Source organism: Mesorhizobium xinjiangense, from assembly GCF_009749525.1.
Lineage (GTDB): Bacteria > Pseudomonadota > Alphaproteobacteria > Rhizobiales > Rhizobiaceae > Mangrovimarina > Mangrovimarina xinjiangensis.
Map to the genome: position 1 here is coordinate 127,371 of NZ_WOAC01000010.1, position 20,490 is coordinate 147,860.

Genomic DNA, 20,490 nt, shown 5'->3' on the forward strand with positions numbered 1-20,490 from the left:
CGCTTGGATTTCTCATTCGCACCACCTGCCTGGTTTCCTCCCGGAGGGGACATTCCGGAAGCGGGGTGCGCGCGCCTTGACCTACATCAAAGCCGGCCGCCCCGATCGCAGGCAATCGACCTCGATAAAGAGAGGATCAGTCATGCAGCGGGCCGGTGAATCATGGAACGGAACGGAGCGGCTCTCCGAGGCCGTGCCGCGTTATACGAGCTATCCCACTGCACCGCATTTCCATTCCGGCATCGATGGGGCGGTCTTCAGCGGCTGGCTAAGGGAGATCGGGGCGGGCGAGGAGGTCTCCCTCTATGTGCACATCCCGTTCTGCGACAGGCTGTGCTGGTTCTGTGCTTGCCATACGAAGATGACGCGGCGCTACGAGCCGGTGGCCGCCTTTCTGAAGGCGCTTCATCGGGAGATAGCCACCGTCGGCGGCCTCGTGCGCGGTGCCCGCGTGCGGGCGCTGCACTTCGGTGGCGGGTCGCCCACGATCCTGAAGCCGGACGACATCCTTGCGCTGGGGGATGCGCTGCGCCGCGCGTTTGATTTCCGGCCGGATGCCGAGATCAGCGTCGAGCTCGACCCCAACGACATGGACGACGGCCGCTACGACGCCTTCGCCGCCATCGGCATGACACGCGCGAGCCTCGGGGTGCAGGATTTCGCGCCCAAGGTCCAGAAGGCCATCAACCGGGACCAGGGTTTCGAGGAGACGAAAGCGGTCGCCGATGCCGTGCGCGCCCGAGGTGTGGCTTCGCTCAATCTCGATTTGCTCTACGGCCTCCCGCATCAGACGGAGAAAAGCCTGGAGGAGACGATCCGGCAGGCGCTTCTTCTCGCGCCGGACCGCATCGCGCTGTTCGGTTATGCGCATGTGCCCTGGTTCAAGAAGAACCAGACCATGATCGACGAAACCTGGTTGCCGGGATCGGACGCGCGGTTTGCCCAGCAGCAACGCGCCGCCCGCATCATCGCTGCCGCCGGTTATCAGCCGATCGGCCTCGACCACTTCGCCAGGCCCGGCGATTCGCTGGCCATTGCCGCGCGCGAAGGGCGGCTTCACCGCAACTTCCAGGGCTACACCGACGACCCGTGCACGACGTTGATCGGCCTGGGACCTTCGTCCATTTCCAGGCTGGAACAAGGTTATGCGCAGAACGTCACCGCGACACCTGCTTACGAGCGCCTGGCCGGCACGGGGAAGCTCGCGACCGCGCGGGGGATCGCGTTTACCGGTGAGGACCGGGCGCGCGCCTGGGTGATCGAGCGCCTCATGTGCGACTTTGCATTTTCGAGTGAGGAGGCGGTGCGCCGGTTCCGCATGACCGGCCGTATCATTGTCGAGGAAGCGGAGGCACTGGCAGAAGAAGACGCGCGGATGCTTGTCCGCCAGGGTGAGCTTTTTGTCGTACCCCAGCAAGGGCGGCCCTTGGTGCGGTCCGTCGCCGCCCGCTTCGATCAGTATCTGGCAAAGGGCACGGCGCGGCACTCGGCGGCCGTTTGAGAATCGATCTTCTTTGCGCAAGCACAAGGACTTGCGGTGCGGCACGGACGACAGTGCCGTCTGCAAGGAGAGCAGCCGTGCGAAAGGTGCATCTTGACCCGGATATGACGCTCGAGGAGATCATGCGGGCCTGGCCGTCCGCCATCTCTGTCATCCTGCGCTATCGCATGCTGTGCGTCGGCTGCCCCATCACCGCATTCCACACCGTCACCGAGGCTTGCCGCGCGCACAGGGTGGACGAGAGCGTCTTCCTGGAGGAGTTGCGGGCGGCGATCGCGGGTGGTTGAGGGACCGGCTACCGCTGTTCGCGGCTTTCCGCCTTCAGCATCAGGCGGTGCGGGTCGGAAATGGTCACGCGCTTGCGTCCGCTCTTGACGATTCCCTCCCCCTCCCATGCGCTCATCAGCCGACTGACGGTGTGCAAGGTCGCGCCGGTCATCTCCGCGATGTCCTGCCGCGTGATGGGGAAATCGATCTCTATTCCCTCACCGGTCTTCCGGCCCGTCTGCCTGACAAGGCGCAGGAGAGCGTGCGCCACGCGCTGCTCCACCTGCTCCGTCGACATCTCGATCACGCGTGTATGCGCCTCCTGCAGGCGGCTACCGACGGTCCTGTAGGTGTTGGCGCCAAGCGCGGGAAAGCGGGTTGAAAGCTCCGGCCACAGCGCGCTCGGCCAGGCCAGCACCACGCAATCCACCGCAGCAATCGCCGTCGCGGGATAGGCCGTGCGGCCAAGGGCGGTAGCGATGCCGAAGACCTCACCCTCGCTGATGTAGCGGACAATGACCTGTTGGCCTTCCGGCGTAGTGCGCACCACGCGCACATGCCCGTCGAGCAGGACGAAGAAGAAATGCGCCTCCGCTTCCTGTTCGAAGATCGGCTTCTCTCTTTCGAACCGCAAGGATCGGGCGGGGGCGAGCACTTGCTCGAGCTCGTCCTTTTCGAGGCCTTCAAAAGGAGGCAGACCGGCAATCAGCGATGCATCGAGCTTCGGCACGTCATCTCCGGGCGGTTCGGTCAGATATTTCCACTCACTTTGCGCGAGCGCAAATTCTCTGCCTGCTCTCGGCGATAGACAGGATGCAACACCCGAGACCGATAGGAAAGGAACCGAAATGAAAAAGACAATGCTCGCCGCAGCCTGCGTCCTGCTCGCCGTGACCGGCGCTGCCAGCGCCGAGGAGCATGTGATCGAGATGCTGAACAAAGGCGAGAAGGGCGCGATGGTTTTCGTGCCGGACATCGTCCGTGCGGCGCCTGGCGACACGGTCCGATTCGTGGCCGTCGACAAGGGTCACAACGCGGAAACGATCAAGGGGATGGTCCCCGAAGGAGCGGAAGGTTTCAAGGGCAAGATCAACGAGGAAGTCACGGTGACGCTCGCCGAGGAAGGCATCTACGGCATCAAATGCGCGCCCCACTACGGCATGGGCATGGTCGCCCTGATCACCGTCGGTGAACCCGTCAATGCCGCCCAGGCGGAAACGGTGAAGCATCCCGGCAAGGCCGGCAAGGTGTTTGCCGAGTTGTTTGGGCAGGTCGTCGCCTCGAAGTGAGGCATGGCGCCGCTACGATCTTCTTGGCGATGTGACGATACGGCCGGGACAAGCACGAGCCAGTGCCGCCCGGCCGTCTTTCCATTGGAGTGCATTCATGGCCATTCCCAGGCTCCGGGCCTTCGAGGGCCCCGCCTTGCTTTCCTACGGCTTCCGGCCGTTTTTTCTCCTGAGCTCGCTGTATGCGGGCCTTTCGATTCTCATATGGGTGCCGCTTTACATGGGTGCGCTCGACATGCGCATGCTGTTTCTGCCGGTGGACTGGCATATCCATGAGATGCTGTTCGGCTATCTCGCGGCGATCGTCGCCGGCTTTCTCCTGACGGCGGTGCCCAACTGGACGGGCCGGCTGCCCGTGCAGGGCCTGCCGCTTCTCGTGCTCGTTCTGTTGTGGGGGGCGGGGCGCCTTGCCGTTCTTCTGTCGGTTTCGCTTGGCTGGCAGCTTACCGCCGTCATCGATTGCGCCTTTCTCGCCGCCCTCGGCCTGGCGATCGCCCGCGAGATCGTCGCCGGCAGGAACTGGCGCAATCTCAAGGTTCTCGTGCCGGTCGCGGTCCTTCTCCTCGCAAACGGTCTCTTCCACATCGAGGCACAATTCTATGGTGCTTCCGACATCAGCCGGCGTCTGGGGCTCGCCGCGGCGATCACCCTGATCATGCTGATCGGCGGCCGCATTATTCCGTCCTTCACCCGCAACTGGCTGGTTCGGGAAAATCCGGGGCGTTTGCCGGTTCCCTTCGGGCGGTATGACGGCCTTTCCATCGCCGCTTCCATCCTGGCGCTGGCCGCGTGGACCGTCGCGCCGGAACACGCGATGTCCGCAACGCTTATGGCGCTCGCCGCCATCCTGCAGGCCGGGCGACTGGCGCGCTGGGCAGGCGAGCGTACCTGGCGCGATCCGCTGGTCGCGGTGCTTCACCTTGCCTACGCTTTCGTTCCGATCGGCTTCGCACTCCTGTCCCTGGCGATTCTCGCGCCGGGCGCCGTTCCGGTGGCCGCCGGCATGCATGCGCTGGGCGGCGGCGCGATCGGCGGCATGACCCTTTCGGTGATGGTGCGCGCCACCTTGGGGCATACCGGCCGGACGCTCCAGGCGGACCGGGCGACGAACGTCATCTTTGCTGCCGTCTTTGCCGCTGCGCTTCTACGCATCGTGGCGGCCTTCGATGTGCGGATGGTCTGGATCCACGCGGCGGGCGGGGCGTGGGCGCTCGCCTTCCTCGGCTTTGCCGTCCTCTACGGTCCGGCACTCGTCACGCGGCGGCTTCAGCCTGCCTGAATCGGAAAAGCCCGACGCGATGCGCCGGGCCTTCTCCATGCAGACGCGCTTGCTCAGTAGGACGCGATCGGTCGCGGCGCGTCGACCTGCTTCATCAGGTCGTCGTTCCACTCGCCCTCTACCATGATGTGCGCGGCCGCTCCCAGCTCGATCGCCTCGATGAGGTTGTGATTGACATAGGCATAGAGGCCGGGCTGCAGGAAGGTGTAGGTCGCCGCACCCGCCGAGCCGCCGCGGATGAACCAGGTCTCGAGATCCCTGGCGGGCGGGTTGGCGAACTTGCCCTCTTCCCAGACATGGTCGCCATGGCCGCCGATCAGGTGGGGCCGAGTGTCCCGGTTCGCCTGCGCGTGGACGATCATGACCGTTTCGCCGACTTTGGCGGTCAGGGCGTTATCGCCCGTCAGCGCGCCCTTGGCTCCGTTGAAGACGACATGTGTCGGCACCAGACCGCGCATCACCTCCACCGTGTCGGCATACGCATCACCCGCCGACTCGTAGCCCTTGAAGTTGCCATCCACATCGCGCGGGACGTAGAAGTCGTTCTCCCCGATATAGTAGATGCGGTCGTAGCGGATGGGCTCGCCCTTCTCGTCCTTCAGCCCCTCGCGCGGCAGCACCATGATGGTGCCGCTCATGCCCGAGACCACATGCCAGGGAGTCATCGGCCCGCCCGGCGCGCAGTGATAGACGAAGACGCCCGCGCGGGTGGCCTTGAAGCGCAAGGTGGTCTGTTCGCCGGGATTGATCAGGGTCAGCTCGCCGCCGCCCATGGCGCCGGTCGCGGCATGGAAATCGATATTGTGGGCGAGGCTGCTCGTCTCGGGGTTGACCAGCGTGAGTTCCACATAGTCGCCCTCGTGCACCACCATCATCGGTCCGGGAACCGAGCCGTCGAAGGTCATGGCCTGGAAGGTCGTACCGTCCTCGTCGATGACGATCTGCTTTTCCTGGATAGTCATGGTGAACTTGACGATCTTCGGCCCGCCGATCGCCACCTGCTCGTGATCATGCACGAAGGGCGGCGGGACCAGCGCGACAGTCTGGCGCGGCAGGGCGTCGGCTTCGTCTGCTAGAACGGGCGACGCCGTCAAGGGCAGGGCACTCAGCATGGCGGCTGTGGCGACGCCCAGCAGTGCTTCGCGACGCGTGAACATTTCGGTCTCCTTGTAGTGTCCGGTTGTCGATGAAGAAAACGCTACAGGCAGACCGGCCGAAGTTCTTTGCTCTGGCGCAAATACCTTGACTGCCATTTCCGATCTGGTGGGTATGCGAAAGTAGTGTCTCGGTCTCTACCTCAGGCTTCCTCGGAGACGTTGCGCTGGATCAAAGTTTGCGCGGCGCGTTCGAGCTAGGGGAATTGAGGGCTGCCGGAAGGGTGGTCCGGTCAATTCTTTCCAGGAGACGCAGTCATGGCCATCGCCAGCGACGCAACTGAGCCGCGGAGGCTCCCCTTTCCATCGGCCTTCACCATTCTGTTCGGCCTTATCATCCTCGTTGCCGCGCTCACCTGGGTCATTCCGGCCGGGCAGTATGAGCGCACCTTCAATACCGCGCTCGACAGGGAAGTGCCGGTCGCCGGCACCTACCAGACGACGGACTCGAACCCGCAGGGCATTTTCGACGTGATCATGGCGCCGATCGCCGGTCTCTACGATCCGGCGAGCGGCACGGCCAATGCGATCGACGTGGCTCTGTTCGTGCTGGTCATCGGCGGCTTTATCGGCGTGGTCGCCTCGACCGGCGCCATCAATGCCGGCGTGGGCGGTGCGATGACGGCGTTGCGCGGCCGCGAGAAGTGGATGATCCCGGTCCTCATGGGCCTCTTCGCCTTCGGCGGCACCACCTACGGCATGGCCGAAGAGACGCTGGCTTTCTACATGCTGCTGATCCCGGTCATGATCGCGGCGCGCTATGACGCAGTGACAGCGGTGGCGGTGATCCTTCTTGGCGCGGGCGTCGGTGTGCTTGGTTCGACGGTGAACGCGTTTGCCACGGTGATCGCGTCGGATGCCGCCGGTATCCCCTTCACGCAGGGTATCGTGCTGCGCTTCGTCATCCTCGGCCTCTCATGGCTCGCCTGCGTCATCTATGTGATGCGCTATGCCGAGCGCGTGCGGCTCGACCCCACCAAGTCGCTCGTCTACGACCGCAAGGCTGCAAACGAGGCGCATTTCCTCGCCGGCCACGAGAACGACGCCGAGCTTGAGTTCACCTGGCTGCACAAGATCGTGCTCGCGCTCTTTGGCCTGACTTTCGTCGTCATGGTATGGGGCGTGCTCTTCGGCGGCTGGTGGATGGGCGAGATGACCGGCCTGTTCCTCGCTTCCGCGCTCCTCATCGGCATTATCGCGCGGACCGGCGAGCAGAAATTCGTCGATGCGTTCCTGAACGGCGCGCGCGATCTCCTGGGTGTTGCCCTCATCATCGGGCTCGCTCGCGGCATCGTTGTCATCATGGATGCGGGCAAGATCACCGACACCATCCTGCATTGGGCCGAGGTCTCGGTCTCCGGCCTGTCGGCGGTGGTGTTCGTCAATGTCATCTACTGGATCGAGGTGCTTCTGTCCTTCTTCGTGCCCTCGTCCTCCGGCCTCGCCGTGCTCAGCATGCCGATCATGGCGCCGGTGGCCGATTTCGTCGGCACGGGGCGCGATCTCGTTGTCACCGCCTATCAATCGGCCAACGGCCTGGTGAACCTCGTCAACCCGACCTTCGCCGTGGTGATGGGCGCGCTTGCCATCGGCCGGGTGCCCTACGAGCGCTGGCTCGCCTTCATGTGGCCGCTGCTTCTCATCCTGTCGGCGATCATCATGATCTGCCTCAGCGTCGCAACCGTTCTCGCCTGAGGTGTACCGATGTCCCCGACCTATGGAGTGCATTCCGAAGTGGGCCGGCTGCGCCGCGTCATGGTGCACCGGCCGGGCACCGCGCTGGCGCGGCTCACGCCGTCGAATTGCCACGAGCTGCTGTTCGACGACGTGCTGTGGGTGAAGCAGGCCCGCGTCGAGCACATGACCTTCGTCGATGCCATGCGCTATCGCGGCGTGGAGGTGGTCTTCCTGCGCGAAATGCTGACGGAGACCATGCGCATCCCGGAGGCGCGGCGCTGGCTGCTCGACCGGCGCGTCAACGACAATACGGTCGGCGTCGGCCTTGCCGACGATCTGCATGCTCACCTGATGGAGATCGATGCCGATGCGGTGTCGAGCATCCTCGTCGGCGGGTTGAGCAAGGTCGAATTGCCAATGAAGGCAAACAGCGTGGTGGCTTCGGTGCTCGCGGCGGAGGATTTCGTCCTCCCGCCGCTGCCCAACCATCTCTTCACCCGCGATACCACCTCATGGATCTACGAGGGCGTGACGCTCAATCCGATGCGCTGGAACGCGCGGCAGTTGGAAACGGTGAACATCGCCGCCATCTACCGCTTCCACCCGGACTTCCGGGACGCCGTCTTTCCCATCTGGTTCGGCGACCCCGACTGCGGCTTCGGCATGGCCACGGTGGAAGGTGGCGACGTGATGCCCATCGGCAATCGCGCGGTATTGATCGGCATGGGCGAGCGCACGACGGCCCATGCCGTGGGCCAGGTCGCGCGCTCCCTCTTCGCCCACGGAGCCGCCGAGCGTGTCATCGCCTGCAAGCTGCCCAGGGAGCGGGCGAGCATGCATCTGGACACAGTCTTCACCTTCTGCGACCGCGACCTCGTCACCGTCTTTGCCGAAGTGGTGAACGGTATCGAGGCTTATTCCCTCCGCCCCGGCGAAAAGCCGGGTACGGTGGACGTCCGCGTCGAGGAACAGCCACTGACCGAGGTGGTGGCCGGAGCACTGGGTCTTCAGAAGTTGCGCGTCGTGGAGACGGGTGGCGATGCCTACGTCCAGGAGCGCGAGCAGTGGGATGACGGCAACAATGTCGTCGCGCTCGAGCCCGGCGTCGTCGTCGGCTACGACCGCAACGTCTACACCAACACGCTTTTGAGAAAGGCCGGTGTCGAGGTCATCACCGTCCCCGGCGCCGAGCTCGGACGCGGCCGCGGTGGCGGACATTGCATGACCTGCCCGCTCATCCGCGATCCCACCTGATCCCAACCCCAAAGGCCAAGACCATGCCCGTCAATCTCCACGGACGCAGCTTCCTGACGCTGCTCGACTTCACGCCGGATGAGCTCCGGTTTCTCCTGAGGCTCTCCGCCTCTCTGAAGCAGGCCAAATATGGCGGCTACGAACAGCAGCGCCTGAAGGGCAAGAACATCGCCCTTATCTTCGAGAAGGATTCAACCCGCACCCGGACGGGTTTCGAGGTCGCTGCGTACGATCAGGGCGCAAATGTCACCTATCTCGGGCCCACGGGAACCCAGATCGGCCATAAGGAGTCCATGAAGGATACGGCGCGTGTGCTCGGCCGTCTTTACGACGCGATCGAGTATCGCGGCTTCGGGCAGGATCTCGCCGAAGAGCTTGCCCGCCATGCCGGCGTGCCGGTCTACAACGGCCTGACCGACGCGTTCCATCCGACGCAGATCCTGGCCGATTTCCTGACCATGCGCGAATACACGCGCAAGCACCTGTCGGCCGTGTCCTTCGCCTTCCTGGGCGACGCCGGCAACAATATGGGCAACTCGCTCATGGTCGGCGCGGCGCTCATCGGCATGGATATGCGGCTTTGCGGACCGGAACAATATTGGCCTGATCAGCGGCTGGTCGACCAATGCCGTGAGATCGCGGCGCGCACTGGCGCCAGGATCACGCTCACCGAGGACATCGAGCAGGCCGCGAAGGGGTGCGATTATGTATACACGGATGTCTGGGTTTCCATGGGCGAGCCGCAATCGGTCTGGGCCGAGCGCATCGAACGGCTGACGAAATACCGCGTCACCTCCGAAGTCATGGAGGCGACGGGCAACCCGCACGCGAAGTTCATGCACTGCCTGCCCGCCTTCCATAACCGCGAGACCAAGATGGGCGAGAAGATCTTCGAGGAATTCGGCATCGACTGCATGGAGGTGACGGAGGAGGTGTTCGAATCCCCCGCCTCGGTCGTTTTCGAGCAGGCGGAAAACCGCATGCACACGATCAAGGCCGTCCTCGTGGCGACGATCGGGGGGTGAAAGATGCTGGTCGTCATCGCCCTTGGCGGCAACGCGCTGCTTAAGCGCGGAGAGCCGCCGACGGCCGGGAACCAGCGCGCCAATGTGAAGCGCGCGGCGGCGGCCATAGCGGAGGTCGTGCGGGCCGGCCATCGCGTCGTGGTCTGCCACGGCAACGGGCCGCAGGTGGGTCTCCTCGCGTTGCAATCGGCCGCCTACAAGCCCGACGAAGCCTATCCGCTCGACGTGCTGGGCGCCGAGACGGAAGGCATGATCGGTTATCTCGTCGAACAGGAGCTTGAAAACGCGCTTCCCCAGGGCCCCCGAGTCGCGACCCTTCTGACGCAGGTCGAGGTCGATCCGGCTGATCCCGCCTTTCGGCACCCGACCAAACCGGTCGGCCCCGTCTATGAAAGGGAGGAAGCAGAGCGCTTGTCGAAATCACGCGGCTGGGCGGTTGCGCCGGACGGGGACAAGTATCGCCGTGTCGTGGCCTCGCCTCTGCCGAAGCACATACCCGACGTGTCGGTGGTTAAGTTGCTGCTTGAGCAGAATGTGATCGTCGTTTGCGCCGGCGGCGGAGGCATTCCGGTCGTCCGCCGTCCCGACGGCGGGCTGATGGGGGTGGAGGCGGTGATCGACAAGGATCGGTCGGCGGAACTCCTGGCGCAAGACCTGGGCGCCGACGCGCTGCTGATGCTGACCGATGTGGATGCTGTCTATCGGAACTGGGGCCAACCAGACCAAACAGCAATCCGCAAAGCCGTGTCAGGCGAGCTCGATCCGGGAGACTTCCCGGCCGGCTCGATGCGGCCGAAGGTCGAGGCAGCGAGCGCCTTTGTCAGGGCGACTGGCGGTATCGCCGGCATTGGTGCGCTCGAGGATGCGCTCGCGATTCTGGAACGCCGCGCAGGAACCGTATTCAGTGATCCCGATGCTGAATGAGTGGTTTCGAGGTATGTGGCGATTTTGTTGCTAGTGCCCACCGACAAATCGGATGACGCTTACTTCCGCCTTGTAGAATGGAAAGTAGTCTTCGGTGCCGACGAGATTTCCCCCTTCGACGCGCGTGGGCAATCTATAGCCCTCGAATTGCGTGAACGCAGCGAGATAGCCCCCGAAAGGTTGCTCGCGATATAATTTCTCAGGATTGGCATTCGTCCAGCGCGGAATGACCACCTCGACTGGCCTGCCGTCCTCCGCAATCCTGACATCCACGGTCTGGACCATGCCATTGGCAGTAACGGTCGCGCGGGCAAGGCTTTCGGAAAGGGCCTCCCACTTGACACCGTTTCGGGGGAGGAGGGACGCTGGGGCCCAAAAAACGGCTTCCGCAACCATGCGGCCAAATGCAGCTCTCGCATGATCGGCTCCAGCTCCCGCCCGGACAACGGGAACGGTCCCGAGCAGCCAAAACCGGGTCCAGGAGGTTGCTCCGTCAAAGCCGTCGGAGCCTTGGATGCGCATTGCACCCTGGCCTGCATCGAGAGCCCAGACCAGGCCCTGGGGTGGTGCCAGGATCTGCCTTGCGTGCATGGGCATGTAGTTCGGGTTCTCTTTCGTCCCGAGGCTGATCTGGCCAGTCATCTCGACCTCGGCGACGGTGCGGATAGGGCTGCCGGGCGCAATGGTGAAAAGGAGAAAGCGGCGGGCGGGTTCAGGTAACCCCTGGACCATGGATGGGTGGAATTCCGGAGGCGATGCATCGGCCTGCGCCGCCAGATTGCGCCAGACCCGCGCGGCATGCCGGTTGTCCAGCCAGCGCCAAATCTGCAGGCCGGCAGTGGCGAACAGCACCAGGGCAAGGCTTATTGCGAGGATTTCCATCCCTTATACTCCGGGTCGGTAAATCGTTGGGGGCCCGCTGACGTTCGCGAACTGCCGGCCGTACTAATGCCGCACTCCCCTAATGCGCCATGAAAAGTGGCACGGGAACGTCGTCCAGCAGCGAACGCGTAACGCCGCCGAGGATCGCCTGTCGGAAGCGTGAATGGACGAATGCGCCCATGACGAGCATATCGATGGACTCGTCCTTTACGAATTTGCGTAACCTTGCCGACGCATCGTCGTCGATCGCCGAAAGCGTCTCCAAGTGCGGCTCGTAAACGCCGTGCTGAAGGAGGTGAGTGGCAAGATCGGCACCCGGCGCCATACGCGAGAGATCCTTTTCGCCCGTGACGGTGACGACGAAAACGGCGCCTGCCTGCTTGAGGAAAGGCAGGGCGTCGGCCACCGCACGTGCCGAACGGGCGCTGCCGTCCCAGGCAACGGCGATGCGCCGGGGTGCTGCGTTTCCTCCTGTCTGCGGTATGACCAGCACGGGTCGGCCGCTGTCGAAGAGGACATCTTCGATCGCGGCGCGTTGGGCGTTGTCCTCGGGCTCGGCGGCATCGAGGATGGTGACGTCGTTCACGCGCGCCAGGCGCACCAGACGACCGGTTCTGGGTTCAAGCGGCGAGAGCGTGTGCTCGGCGATGCACGAGACCCCGGCCTTGCTGACGAGCTCCGACGCACTGCGTGCGGATCGATGGGTGATCTCCTCGAGACGTCCGATCTCGCTCTTGAGGATGGCGGACGCGGATCCGCCGGTGCGTGTGACAGGCACATAGAAGGCGGGGGGCAGGGCGCAGACGGTGAGACAGGCGCCGTGCTTTTTTGCGAGAGCAATGGCGAATTCGAGCGCTGGCGTCGCCGAGAAATCGTCCTTCGCGGCTACGCCCACGAGAATGCATTTTACTTGTTCAGTCATGGTTCTGGTTCCTTGGTTGCCGCCGTCAGTCCTGAATCGACTCGATGTAGGCGATGATGGCGGCGATCTGGTCAGGGTCGGCCACGAACTCCGGCATGTCCGGATGGCCGACATAAATCCCTTCGGCGAAGGCTTCTTCGAGAGCATCGATCGGGTAGCGCTCCCAGAGCGTGTGGAATGCCGGCGCTTCCGGGTGCTTGCTGACATCGGTCCGAGTTACCGCATGGCAACGCGAACAGTTCGCCTCAACGAGGGCCCTGCCGTATGCAACTTGGGCGTCCTCGGCCATTGCAGGCCTTGCAACGCTCGCCAGGAGCAGAGCCGCGAAGGCCATAATTCGAAACTTCCGTTGCATCGCGGTGCATGCCTCTTTGTTCCCGCGTAAATTGGCAGATCGGCGCAATAGCGCCTTGACCCGTGTCAAACGGAAACAAATTCGCGGCCGCCGCGTGTTCCGTTTCCGTGGTGGCGGTCTCAGCGGCTCGCTCTCCTCGCGCGTCCCGAATCTGAAGTGCATGTTGACACCGATCAACGTCTCCTCCGGGCAGACGTGACATGTTTTCGAGAAAGCCTTTTCGTTCCGTGCTTCTGCCCCAGATTTCTGCCGTGAGGAGTATTCAAATGGATGTTGCCAAAACCGACGGCGGGACAGGGCCGTCCTTCTCGGAGTTTGAAGCGATCGACCGCTATTGGAGAGCGGCAAACTATATTTCGGTTGGCCAGATCTATCTCATGGACAACCCGCTGCTCCGCGAGCCGCTCACGGCCGAGCATGTCAAGCCTCGGCTTCTGGGGCATTGGGGAACGACGCCGGGTCTGAACTTCGTCTACGTCCATCTGAACCGGGTCATCCGTGCGCGCGACCTGAACGTGATCTATGTCTGCGGTCCGGGGCACGGCGGCCCCGCGATGGTGGCCAACACCTATCTCGAAGGGACATACAGCGAGATCTATCCGGATGTGCCCCAGGATGCCGAAGGCCTGAGAAAACTGTTCCGCCAGTTCTCCTTTCCTGGCGGGGTTCCCAGCCATGCTGCCCCGGAAACGCCGGGTTCGATTCATGAAGGCGGAGAACTCGGCTACGCGCTCGCGCATGCCTATGGCGCCGCTTTCGACAATCCCGACCTGCTGGTTGCGTGCGTGGTCGGCGACGGCGAGGCGGAAACCGGACCCACGGCCGCCGCGTGGCATTCCAACAAGTTCCTCAACCCGGCGCGCGACGGTGCCGTTCTGCCTGTTCTTCACCTGAATGGCTACAAGATCGCCAATCCCACGATCTTTGGCCGGATGGACGATGAGGAGCTGCGCGCTCTCTTCACCGGGTATGGGTATGAGCCGTTCTTCGTGGAAGGCAGCGAGCCCGCCGAAATGCACCCGCTGATGGCGCGGACGCTCGACACGGCGCTCGACCGCATCTCCGCCATTCAGCGGCAGGCACGCGATCCGGCGTGGTCGGGAGAGCGCCCTCGCTGGCCCATGATCGTCCTGCGCAGCCCGAAGGGCTGGACCGGGCCGAAAGAGGTGGACGGCAAGAAGGTCGAGGACTTCTGGCGTTCGCACCAGGTGCCGGTTGCCAACGCACGGGGCGATGACGAGCACCGGCGCGTGCTGCAGGATTGGATGCTGAGCTACAAGGCGCAGGAACTGTTCGACGAGAACGGGCGCCTTCGGCCGGAACTTGCGGCTCTCGCACCTTCGGGGAACAAGCGCATGGGCGCCAATCCCCATGCCAATGGCGGGCTTTTAAAGCACGACCTCGTCCTGCCGGACTGGAAGGCATACGCCCTCGACGTGCGGCAGCCGGGAGAGGTGAAGGCCGAGGCCACGCGCGTGATGGGCACCTATCTACGCGACGTGATGAAGCTCAACGTGGATAATTTCAGGCTGATGGGGCCGGACGAGACATCGTCCAACCGGCTCGACGCCGTCTTCGATGTTACCGATCGCGTCTGGATGGAGAGGATCGAGCCCTACGACGTGCATCTGACGCGCGACGGCCGTGTCATGGAGGTGTTGAGCGAGCATCTCTGCCAGGGCTGGCTGGAGGGCTATCTGCTAACCGGCCGGCATGGGCTCTTCTCTTGCTATGAAGCCTTCATTCACATCGTGGATTCCATGGTCAACCAGCACGCCAAATGGGTGAAAGTCTCGCATGAGCTCCCCTGGCGCAAGCCGATCGCATCGCTCAATTACCTGCTCACCTCCCATGTCTGGAGGCAGGACCACAACGGCTTCAGCCATCAGGATCCCGGGTTCGCCGATTTCGTTGCCAACAAGAAGGCGGATACGATCCGCCTCTACTTCCCGCCCGACGCGAACACCCTGCTGTGGGTGACCGACCACTGCCTCAAAACCTACAACCGCATCAACGTGATCACGGCGGGCAAGCAGCCGGGGCCGCAATGGCTGAGCGCCGATGAGGCCGAGATCCACTGCAGGGCAGGGGCGGGCGTCTGGGAATGGGCGGGGACGGTGGCCCGGGACGAGGATCCGGACGTTGTGATGGCCTGCGCAGGCGACGTGCCGACGCTGGAGACGCTGGCGGCCGTGGATATTCTGCGCACGGATTTCCCTAACCTGAAGATCCGCGTCGTCAATGTGGTCGACCTGATGACGCTGCAATCGGCGACAGAGCATCCGCATGGCCTTGACGATCAGGTCTTCGACGCCCTGTTCACGACGGACAAACCGGTGATCTTCGCCTATCACGGCTATCCCTATCTCATCCACCGCTTGACCTACAAACGCGCCAACCACGACAACATGCATGTGCACGGCTTCCGCGAGGAAGGCACGACCACCACGCCCTTCGATATGGTGGTCATGAATTCGCTCGACCGGTTCCATCTCGCCATTGCCGCCGCCACCCGCGTGACGCGGTTGGGCGGCGAGTCGGACGAACTGGTCGCACGGCTCAACGACAAGCTCGCTGAACACGCCGCCTATATCCGCGAGCACGGCGAGGACATGCCCGAGATCCGCGATTGGGGGTGGCCCTACAAGACGGCCGCCGAAGCTGGTGACTGATGCCGAATGCCATCCTCGCCCTCAATGGCGGCTCCTCGAGCCTCAAATTCGGTCTCTACGAGGCTGACCTCTCGGGAGAGCTGCGCTCCATTGCCCGTGGAGCAATCGGCCTTGGCGACGTGCGAAGCCTTACGGCCAAGGGACCGGATGGGAGATCGCTTCTGGAGAAGGAGTTTCCGGGCAGTGGCCTTGAAGATCTCATCGGCGAATTGCTCCGCTGGGCTGACAGCTGGACCGGTCAGGGACTTGTTGCGGCCGGTCACCGCATCGTCCATGGCGGCAACCGGTTCAGCGAGCCGGTACTGCTGACGCCGCAGGTGATCGATGAAGTGGAGAAGCTGAGGCCCCTTGCGCCGCTCCATCAGCCGCGCAGCATCGCCCCTATCCGTGCCCTTACTGCCTTGCGACCGCATTTGCCGCAGGTCGGCTGCTTTGACACGGCTTTTCATGGGACGATTGAGGCTACGGTCAGGCGCTATGCCCTGCCGCGGCGCTACGAGGCTATGGGGATCCAGCGCTACGGATTCCATGGGCTTTCCTACGAATACGTAGCATCCCGCCTGCGGCAGGTGTCTCCGGAACTCGCGGCAGGACGGACCGTCGTTGGGCATCTTGGAAACGGGGCGAGCCTGTGCGCCCTGCGCGACGGCAACAGCGTCGACACCACCATGGGATTTTCCGCGCTCGACGGCCTGGTGATGGGCACGCGCTGCGGTGCGATCGATCCGGGCGTGCTCCTTTACCTCCTTCAGGAGGAGGGATTTTCTCCCGCGGAGCTTCAGCGTGTGCTTTACGAGGGGTCCGGCCTTCTGGGGGTTTCCGGTATCTCGAGCGACGTGCGAGAGCTTTCGGAAAGCCGCGATCCGCACGCCCGCGAAGCGCTCGAGCTCTTCGCCTTCCGCGCGGCGCGGGAGACGGCGGCACTGGCCAGTACGATGGGCGGTCTCGACGGCCTGGTATTCACCGCAGGAATAGGCGAGCACTCGGCCTCGATCCGCTCGGCCATCTGCTCACGTCTGACATGGCTCGGCGCAAGGATCGATCAAGACGCCAACGAATCCCATGCGGAGCGGATCAGCGCTGTGGACAGCCCGGTCGACGTATACGTGATCCCGACCGACGAGGAAGTGGTGATCGCACGCCATGTCCTGTCAGCGGTCGAAAAGGTTTAGGCTCGCGGCGGCGCATGCCGGCGACGACCGGAGCCGACCGGTCCCATGAAGGAACAGAAAGCCATGGACACTCTCCAACAGTTTCTGAGGCACACCAGCATTGCCTACTTTTCCATGGAGATTGCCCTCCGGCCGGAGATGCGGACCTATAGCGGGGGCCTCGGCATACTTGCCGGCGACTGCGCCCGGTCATCCGCCGATCTCGACTTGCCGCTCGTGTTCGTCACGCTTGTGTCGCACGAGGGCTATTTGCGGCAGGAGATAGGAAGCGCAGGGGAGCAGGTCGACCATCCGGATCCATGGCGCGTGGAAGACTGGGCCGCGCAGCTGGATTTTATGGTGGCCGTCGATATCGAGGGACGTTCCGTCTGGGTCAGACCATGGCTCTACGTCGTCTCCTGCCCGCTCGGCGGGCGGATCCCTGTCCTTCTCCTCGATACGAGACTCGAGCAGAACTGTCCCGAAGATCGAAGCATAACCGACCGTCTCTATGGCGGTGATGCCGCCTACCGTCTCAAGCAGGAAATCGTGCTGGGGGTCGGCGGCGCGCGGATTCTCGAAGGACTCGGTTTCGAGATCAAGAAGTATCACCTCAATGAAGGTCATGCCTCGCTGCTTACGCTCCACCTTCTCGCCACGCAGACTGGAATGGATGTGCCGTTGCAGGGGCGACTGGACAAGGTCCGCGAGGCCTGCGTGTTCACAACCCACACGCCGGTCGAAGCCGGCCATGACAGGTTCTCCTATGGCGAAGTAGCGCGGATCCTGGGGCATGGGGGGCTGATAGACCCCGACTTGCTCAAGCAGCTGGGTGGCAAGGACGAGCTCAACATGACGCTCCTCGCGCTCAACCTCAGCCGGCATGTCAATGGTGTGGCGGAAGTCCATGCCGAGACGACCCGCCTTATGTTCCCAGGCTACCAGGTGGGCGCGGTCACCAACGGGGTTCATGTCCCGACATGGGCGCATCCATCGTTCGCGGAACTGTTCCAGGGCATTCTTTCGAGCTGGGCCCATCAGCCGGAGCGGCTGACACGCTGCGAGCAGCTGCCCGACGAGGCGATCTGGAACGCGCATCAAAGGGCGAAGAGGGATCTCGTCGCCGCGGTGGCGAAGGCGACCGGCCAAATGCTCGATGAGGAGCGGCCGATCATCGCGTTCGCTCGCCGAATGACCGGCTATAAGCGGCCCCATCTCATCTTCACTGACCTCGATCGGCTTCGCGAAATCAATCGGCGCTATCCCTTCCAGATCGTCATGGGCGGCAAGGCGCACCCGCGGGATCAGGAAGGCAAGGTGCTGATCGCCGAGATCCATCGCCATATCCGTGAACTGGCGCCGGAGCTCCCGGTTGCCTTCGTTCCGAATTACGACATGGAGCTGGCGCGGCTCTTTGTGTCGGGTGCGGATGTGTGGCTGAACACTCCCATGCCGCCACTGGAAGCGTCCGGCACCAGCGGAATGAAGGCAGCGCTCAACGGCGTCCTCAATTTCAGTGTTCTAGACGGTTGGTGGAGTGAAGGATGGGTCGAAGGCGTTACTGGTTGGGCCATCGGCGAAGGGGACCGGCTCGCCACGGAACATGCGTCCGACTGCCTGGACAAGCTCGAAGGAACCGTTCTGCCGCTCTTCTACGAAAACCGCCCGCGCTGGATCTGGATGATGAAGCAATCCATCTCGAAAATCGGGTCTTATTTTAATAGCCAGCGAATGATGCGACGCTATGGAAGCGAGGTCTATCTGAGCTGATGATCCTGCCCGTCACGATTCAATGATCTCCGCGTCTCAGTGCTCGCGGAGGTCATTACCGCGTAGGGTTGGCGCAATCACGACATCAAGTACGAGCCCGGCCACACCGCGCATGCCGTCGGCTAACGCCACCACGGCTTGGCGCTCGGCTTCAGACCTGACCGATCCTTGGAGGTGAACCTCTGCCGCGTTTACTTCGACTTTGACCTGCTCATCGCCAAGCCCGAGATCCTGATGCAGTCGCGCACGGATACTGCGCGCCATCGCCGCGTCGCCAGGCGCAGTGGCATCGGCAGGCGCCGAACAGATCAATTGGAGGAGGTCACGGCGGGAGACGATTCCGACGACTCGATCTCCACGGAGCACCGGAACCCGTTTGATCCTGTGCCTGAGCATGAGCTCCGCTATTCGATTGACGGGTGCATCCTCCTTTACAGCCACCACGCTTCGCGACATGACGTGACCGACCTTCCACCCATGGCTGTGGAGATAGCCTTGTGCCCTGGTCTCCGGCGGCAGCTCTTCACCAGCCTTTTCCACGTTGCCCAGCTCGCAACGGCGAAGCAGGTCCCCTTCCGTGATAATTCCGACAAGCTGGCCATCGTCTCCAAGTACCGGCAGGCCGCTGAGATCGTGATCCACCATGATCTGCGCAGCGCGCTTGATGCTATTTTCGGCAGATGCGGCTACGCATGGGGTGGACATCAGGTCCTTGGCTCTCATTTTCTTCTCCACGGATTGCTATTGCCACGAGCAGGTCGCCAGCCGGTGCGAGGAGGCGGGTTGGCGCCGAAGCGCGCGAAGGCGCTCAGCCGCTTGGGCTTCGCTCATTCCGGTCGGCTGCCGCGGCGGCGTGACGACGGTCATTTCGATGTCCACACTTTGCTAGCGTGCCATGAAAACGGGCAGATCCGCTTCCTCGATCATGGAGCGCGTGACACCGCCGAAAATCCTCTGGCGCAGGCGCGAGTGACCGTAGGCGCCCATCACGACCATGTCTGCCGCCATATCGACCGCATGTCTGCGCAGCGTCTCCGCGATTGGCTGGCCGCCGCTCGGGAGCCGGTAGATGGTGATTTTTGCGCCGTGGTGGGCGAGATAGGCGGCAAGGTCCGTTCCGGGCTCAATGTTCAGCCCGTCTTCGGTTGCCTGAGGGTCGATCATCGTGAGATGGACGTCCTTTGCACCAATCAGCAGTGGAAGGGCTTCACGTGCGGCACGGGTGGCCTCGGGTCCGCCATCCCACGCGAGCAAAACCTTCTTCGGCAGCAAGGTCGCGCCGGCGGCATCCGGGACGAGCAGAACGGGGATCTGGGACTCGTAGAGGGAACCCTTCAGAACCATGGTCTTGAGATCTTCGTCGGCACCGAGTTCCGGGCCGATCAGGGTGACATCGGCATATCGGCTCCGACGGCTGACCATGTCGTCGGTCCATGACCGTTCGACATATTCGCCGTCCACATCGGCCGAAAGTTCGCTCTCGGCGAGAATCGCCGTCACCTCCTCCACCCGCACATGGAGACGGTCGATCTCAGCCTGACGGTCTTGCAGCCAAGCTTCTGACATCACCGCGGCGTATTCGCTGGTTGGCGGCGGGACGGCAATCGAAAGCACCAGGACTGCAAGATGGGCGTCGATCTGTCGGCACAGATCGATCGCCAATCGCAAATCGCCATCGGAATGCTCGACACTGATCACGCTCAATACAGTCTTGAAGGTCATCACACGCTCCTTGCATGCGGAATTTCCGCCTTGTCGCTTTCCTTACCGCGAATGAGCGGTGCGCCCTTTGCGCTGGATCAAGCAGTGCACTCGTCGGTGCTGCGGAGGCGATTGACCCTGATCAAGGAGGAAGGTCTCGGAACGCGGAAGGATGCGCCAATGCATTACCGATTGGAGAGACGCTATGACTGTCACGACCGCTCACCTGAGTGAGAAATTCCGCCATGTGAGGCTCGAGCTTGCGCGCGAGAAAGGCCACCCGCAGGGTGATCGTGCTTATGGATACGATCTTGTCGTTCCGCTCGAAGACGACGGCAACCTCGATGCAAAGAAGTGCGTGAAGCACCAGGCGAACTGCCGTGTGCGCCGTTTCCGCCCCGGCGAGGAGGATCTGGTGGGCCGCCTGCGCCGCAAGCCGGGCGGCCAGTGGTATTTCGATTACGGCGAGGGCGAGGACGACGACGAACTCGGTTTTCGCTTCAGCGACGAACGGTTCGTGACCGGCGAATATGTCTCGATCCTCAGCGACGGCGTGATGCACACCTACCAGGTGAAGCTGGTGGAAAAACTCTGAGGCTCGAATCTGAACCTGCGGCAATGCGCGACAGGCGATCGTCCTCCCCGGAGACGGCCGGCACTGGCAATT

The 20,490-nt window shown here is 63.2% G+C and carries 19 protein-coding genes; 12 read left to right on the forward strand and 7 right to left on the reverse strand.

Annotated elements, in window-relative coordinates; translation table 11 throughout:
• Positions 1 to 142: 142 nt before the first annotated feature.
• Together hemN and GM909_RS12465 are read left to right on the forward strand one after the other, a co-directional pair.
• Positions 143 to 1,501 carry an oxygen-independent coproporphyrinogen III oxidase gene (gene hemN, locus GM909_RS12460; protein WP_157016708.1) on the forward strand — a complete coding sequence of 453 codons (1,359 nt, stop codon included), beginning with the start codon at positions 143 to 145 and terminating at the stop codon, positions 1,499 to 1,501.
• Positions 1,502 to 1,578: 77 nt separating this feature from the next.
• Positions 1,579 to 1,788: a DUF1858 domain-containing protein gene (locus GM909_RS12465; RefSeq protein WP_235911864.1), complete on the forward strand. Its 210-nt coding sequence runs from the start codon at positions 1,579 to 1,581 to the stop codon at positions 1,786 to 1,788.
• Positions 1,789 to 1,796: 8 nt separating this feature from the next.
• Here GM909_RS12465 and GM909_RS12470 read toward each other — a convergent pair whose 3' ends face one another.
• Positions 1,797 to 2,498 carry a Crp/Fnr family transcriptional regulator gene (locus GM909_RS12470; protein ID WP_157016709.1) on the reverse strand — a complete coding sequence of 234 codons (702 nt, stop codon included), beginning with the start codon at positions 2,496 to 2,498 and terminating at the stop codon, positions 1,797 to 1,799.
• A gap of 118 nt (positions 2,499 to 2,616) precedes the next feature.
• Between GM909_RS12470 and GM909_RS12475 the strand changes: the two genes are divergently transcribed.
• Both GM909_RS12475 and GM909_RS12480 read left to right on the forward strand, forming a co-directional pair.
• On the forward strand, positions 2,617 to 3,057 hold the full coding sequence (locus tag GM909_RS12475; RefSeq protein ID WP_157016710.1) for a pseudoazurin: 441 nt from the start codon (positions 2,617 to 2,619) through the stop codon (positions 3,055 to 3,057).
• A 97-nt stretch (positions 3,058 to 3,154) separates the two neighbouring features.
• Positions 3,155 to 4,336 (forward strand): NnrS family protein, encoded by a 1,182-nt coding sequence (locus tag GM909_RS12480; RefSeq protein ID WP_157016711.1) that lies wholly within the window; start codon positions 3,155 to 3,157, stop codon positions 4,334 to 4,336.
• A 53-nt stretch (positions 4,337 to 4,389) separates the two neighbouring features.
• Here GM909_RS12480 and nirK read toward each other — a convergent pair whose 3' ends face one another.
• Positions 4,390 to 5,493 carry a copper-containing nitrite reductase gene (gene nirK, locus GM909_RS12485; protein ID WP_157016712.1) on the reverse strand — a complete coding sequence of 368 codons (1,104 nt, stop codon included), beginning with the start codon at positions 5,491 to 5,493 and terminating at the stop codon, positions 4,390 to 4,392.
• Between the two features lie 255 nt (positions 5,494 to 5,748).
• Here nirK and GM909_RS12490 point away from each other — a divergent pair, with 255 nt between their 5' ends.
• Genes GM909_RS12490 through arcC form a run of 4 tightly spaced genes read left to right on the forward strand, consistent with a single transcriptional unit; the run spans position 5,749 to position 10,370 of the window.
• Positions 5,749 to 7,185 carry a YfcC family protein gene (locus GM909_RS12490; protein WP_157016713.1) on the forward strand — a complete coding sequence of 479 codons (1,437 nt, stop codon included), beginning with the start codon at positions 5,749 to 5,751 and terminating at the stop codon, positions 7,183 to 7,185.
• Between the two features lie 9 nt (positions 7,186 to 7,194).
• Positions 7,195 to 8,421 (forward strand): arginine deiminase, encoded by a 1,227-nt coding sequence (arcA, locus tag GM909_RS12495; protein WP_157016714.1) that lies wholly within the window; start codon positions 7,195 to 7,197, stop codon positions 8,419 to 8,421.
• A gap of 23 nt (positions 8,422 to 8,444) precedes the next feature.
• On the forward strand, positions 8,445 to 9,446 hold the full coding sequence (gene argF, locus GM909_RS12500) for an ornithine carbamoyltransferase (RefSeq protein WP_157016715.1): 1,002 nt from the start codon (positions 8,445 to 8,447) through the stop codon (positions 9,444 to 9,446).
• A 3-nt stretch (positions 9,447 to 9,449) separates the two neighbouring features.
• Positions 9,450 to 10,370 carry a carbamate kinase gene (arcC, locus tag GM909_RS12505; protein WP_157016716.1) on the forward strand — a complete coding sequence of 307 codons (921 nt, stop codon included), beginning with the start codon at positions 9,450 to 9,452 and terminating at the stop codon, positions 10,368 to 10,370.
• 30 nt (positions 10,371 to 10,400) lie between these two features.
• Here the strand turns inward: arcC and GM909_RS12510 are convergent, their stop codons facing one another.
• The 3 genes from GM909_RS12510 to GM909_RS12520 form a co-directional block, all read right to left on the reverse strand.
• On the reverse strand, positions 10,401 to 11,252 hold the full coding sequence (locus GM909_RS12510; protein ID WP_157016717.1) for a DUF6544 family protein: 852 nt from the start codon (positions 11,250 to 11,252) through the stop codon (positions 10,401 to 10,403).
• A gap of 79 nt (positions 11,253 to 11,331) precedes the next feature.
• Entirely contained in the window at positions 11,332 to 12,174 is an 843-nt protein-coding gene (locus GM909_RS12515; protein WP_157016718.1) for a universal stress protein, read from the reverse strand.
• A 25-nt stretch (positions 12,175 to 12,199) separates the two neighbouring features.
• Positions 12,200 to 12,463: a c-type cytochrome gene (locus GM909_RS12520; protein ID WP_328600458.1), complete on the reverse strand. Its 264-nt coding sequence runs from the start codon at positions 12,461 to 12,463 to the stop codon at positions 12,200 to 12,202.
• Positions 12,464 to 12,795: 332 nt separating this feature from the next.
• On the opposite strand from GM909_RS12520, the gene GM909_RS12525 reads away from it, so the two are divergent.
• Genes GM909_RS12525 through glgP form a run of 3 tightly spaced genes read left to right on the forward strand, consistent with a single transcriptional unit; the run spans position 12,796 to position 18,122 of the window.
• Positions 12,796 to 15,201 (forward strand): phosphoketolase family protein, encoded by a 2,406-nt coding sequence (locus GM909_RS12525; RefSeq protein ID WP_157016719.1) that lies wholly within the window; start codon positions 12,796 to 12,798, stop codon positions 15,199 to 15,201.
• A complete protein-coding gene (locus GM909_RS12530) occupies positions 15,201 to 16,373 on the forward strand; it encodes an acetate/propionate family kinase (protein ID WP_157016720.1) in 1,173 nt (390 codons plus the stop codon). Before GM909_RS12525 ends, GM909_RS12530 begins: the two co-directional genes overlap by 1 nt.
• Before the next feature lie 45 nt (positions 16,374 to 16,418).
• Positions 16,419 to 18,122 carry an alpha-glucan family phosphorylase gene (glgP, locus tag GM909_RS12535; protein ID WP_235911865.1) on the forward strand — a complete coding sequence of 568 codons (1,704 nt, stop codon included), beginning with the start codon at positions 16,419 to 16,421 and terminating at the stop codon, positions 18,120 to 18,122.
• 36 nt (positions 18,123 to 18,158) lie between these two features.
• On the opposite strand, the gene GM909_RS12540 is transcribed toward glgP, so the two are convergent.
• Positions 18,159 to 18,845 (reverse strand): CBS domain-containing protein, encoded by a 687-nt coding sequence (locus GM909_RS12540; RefSeq protein ID WP_157016721.1) that lies wholly within the window; start codon positions 18,843 to 18,845, stop codon positions 18,159 to 18,161.
• A gap of 162 nt (positions 18,846 to 19,007) precedes the next feature.
• Entirely contained in the window at positions 19,008 to 19,844 is an 837-nt protein-coding gene (locus GM909_RS12545; RefSeq protein WP_157016722.1) for a universal stress protein, read from the reverse strand.
• A gap of 184 nt (positions 19,845 to 20,028) precedes the next feature.
• Here GM909_RS12545 and GM909_RS12550 point away from each other — a divergent pair, with 184 nt between their 5' ends.
• Entirely contained in the window at positions 20,029 to 20,418 is a 390-nt protein-coding gene (locus GM909_RS12550; protein WP_157016723.1) for a hypothetical protein, read from the forward strand.
• The last annotated feature ends 72 nt before the right edge of the window (positions 20,419 to 20,490 follow it).

What these genes read in the sequence shown, in the direction of transcription:
- GM909_RS12475 (WP_157016710.1), top strand. Translation starts at nt 2,617, where the DNA reads ATGAAAAAGACAATGCTCGCCGCAGCCTGCGTCCTGCTCGCCGTGACC.
- GM909_RS12540 (WP_157016721.1), bottom strand. Translation starts at nt 18,845, where the DNA reads ATGAGAGCCAAGGACCTGATGTCCACCCCATGCGTAGCCGCATCTGCC.
- hemN (WP_157016708.1), top strand. Translation starts at nt 143, where the DNA reads ATGCAGCGGGCCGGTGAATCATGGAACGGAACGGAGCGGCTCTCCGAG.
- arcC (WP_157016716.1), top strand. Translation starts at nt 9,450, where the DNA reads ATGCTGGTCGTCATCGCCCTTGGCGGCAACGCGCTGCTTAAGCGCGGA.
- GM909_RS12480 (WP_157016711.1), top strand. Translation starts at nt 3,155, where the DNA reads ATGGCCATTCCCAGGCTCCGGGCCTTCGAGGGCCCCGCCTTGCTTTCC.
- GM909_RS12530 (WP_157016720.1), top strand. Translation starts at nt 15,201, where the DNA reads ATGCCGAATGCCATCCTCGCCCTCAATGGCGGCTCCTCGAGCCTCAAA.
- GM909_RS12545 (WP_157016722.1), bottom strand. Translation starts at nt 19,844, where the DNA reads ATGACCTTCAAGACTGTATTGAGCGTGATCAGTGTCGAGCATTCCGAT.
- nirK (WP_157016712.1), bottom strand. Translation starts at nt 5,493, where the DNA reads ATGTTCACGCGTCGCGAAGCACTGCTGGGCGTCGCCACAGCCGCCATG.
- GM909_RS12490 (WP_157016713.1), top strand. Translation starts at nt 5,749, where the DNA reads ATGGCCATCGCCAGCGACGCAACTGAGCCGCGGAGGCTCCCCTTTCCA.
- GM909_RS12510 (WP_157016717.1), bottom strand. Translation starts at nt 11,252, where the DNA reads ATGGAAATCCTCGCAATAAGCCTTGCCCTGGTGCTGTTCGCCACTGCC.
- GM909_RS12520 (WP_328600458.1), bottom strand. Translation starts at nt 12,463, where the DNA reads ATGGCCGAGGACGCCCAAGTTGCATACGGCAGGGCCCTCGTTGAGGCG.
- GM909_RS12550 (WP_157016723.1), top strand. Translation starts at nt 20,029, where the DNA reads ATGACTGTCACGACCGCTCACCTGAGTGAGAAATTCCGCCATGTGAGG.
- argF (WP_157016715.1), top strand. Translation starts at nt 8,445, where the DNA reads ATGCCCGTCAATCTCCACGGACGCAGCTTCCTGACGCTGCTCGACTTC.
- arcA (WP_157016714.1), top strand. Translation starts at nt 7,195, where the DNA reads ATGTCCCCGACCTATGGAGTGCATTCCGAAGTGGGCCGGCTGCGCCGC.
- glgP (WP_235911865.1), top strand. Translation starts at nt 16,419, where the DNA reads ATGAAGGAACAGAAAGCCATGGACACTCTCCAACAGTTTCTGAGGCAC.
- GM909_RS12515 (WP_157016718.1), bottom strand. Translation starts at nt 12,174, where the DNA reads ATGACTGAACAAGTAAAATGCATTCTCGTGGGCGTAGCCGCGAAGGAC.
- GM909_RS12525 (WP_157016719.1), top strand. Translation starts at nt 12,796, where the DNA reads ATGGATGTTGCCAAAACCGACGGCGGGACAGGGCCGTCCTTCTCGGAG.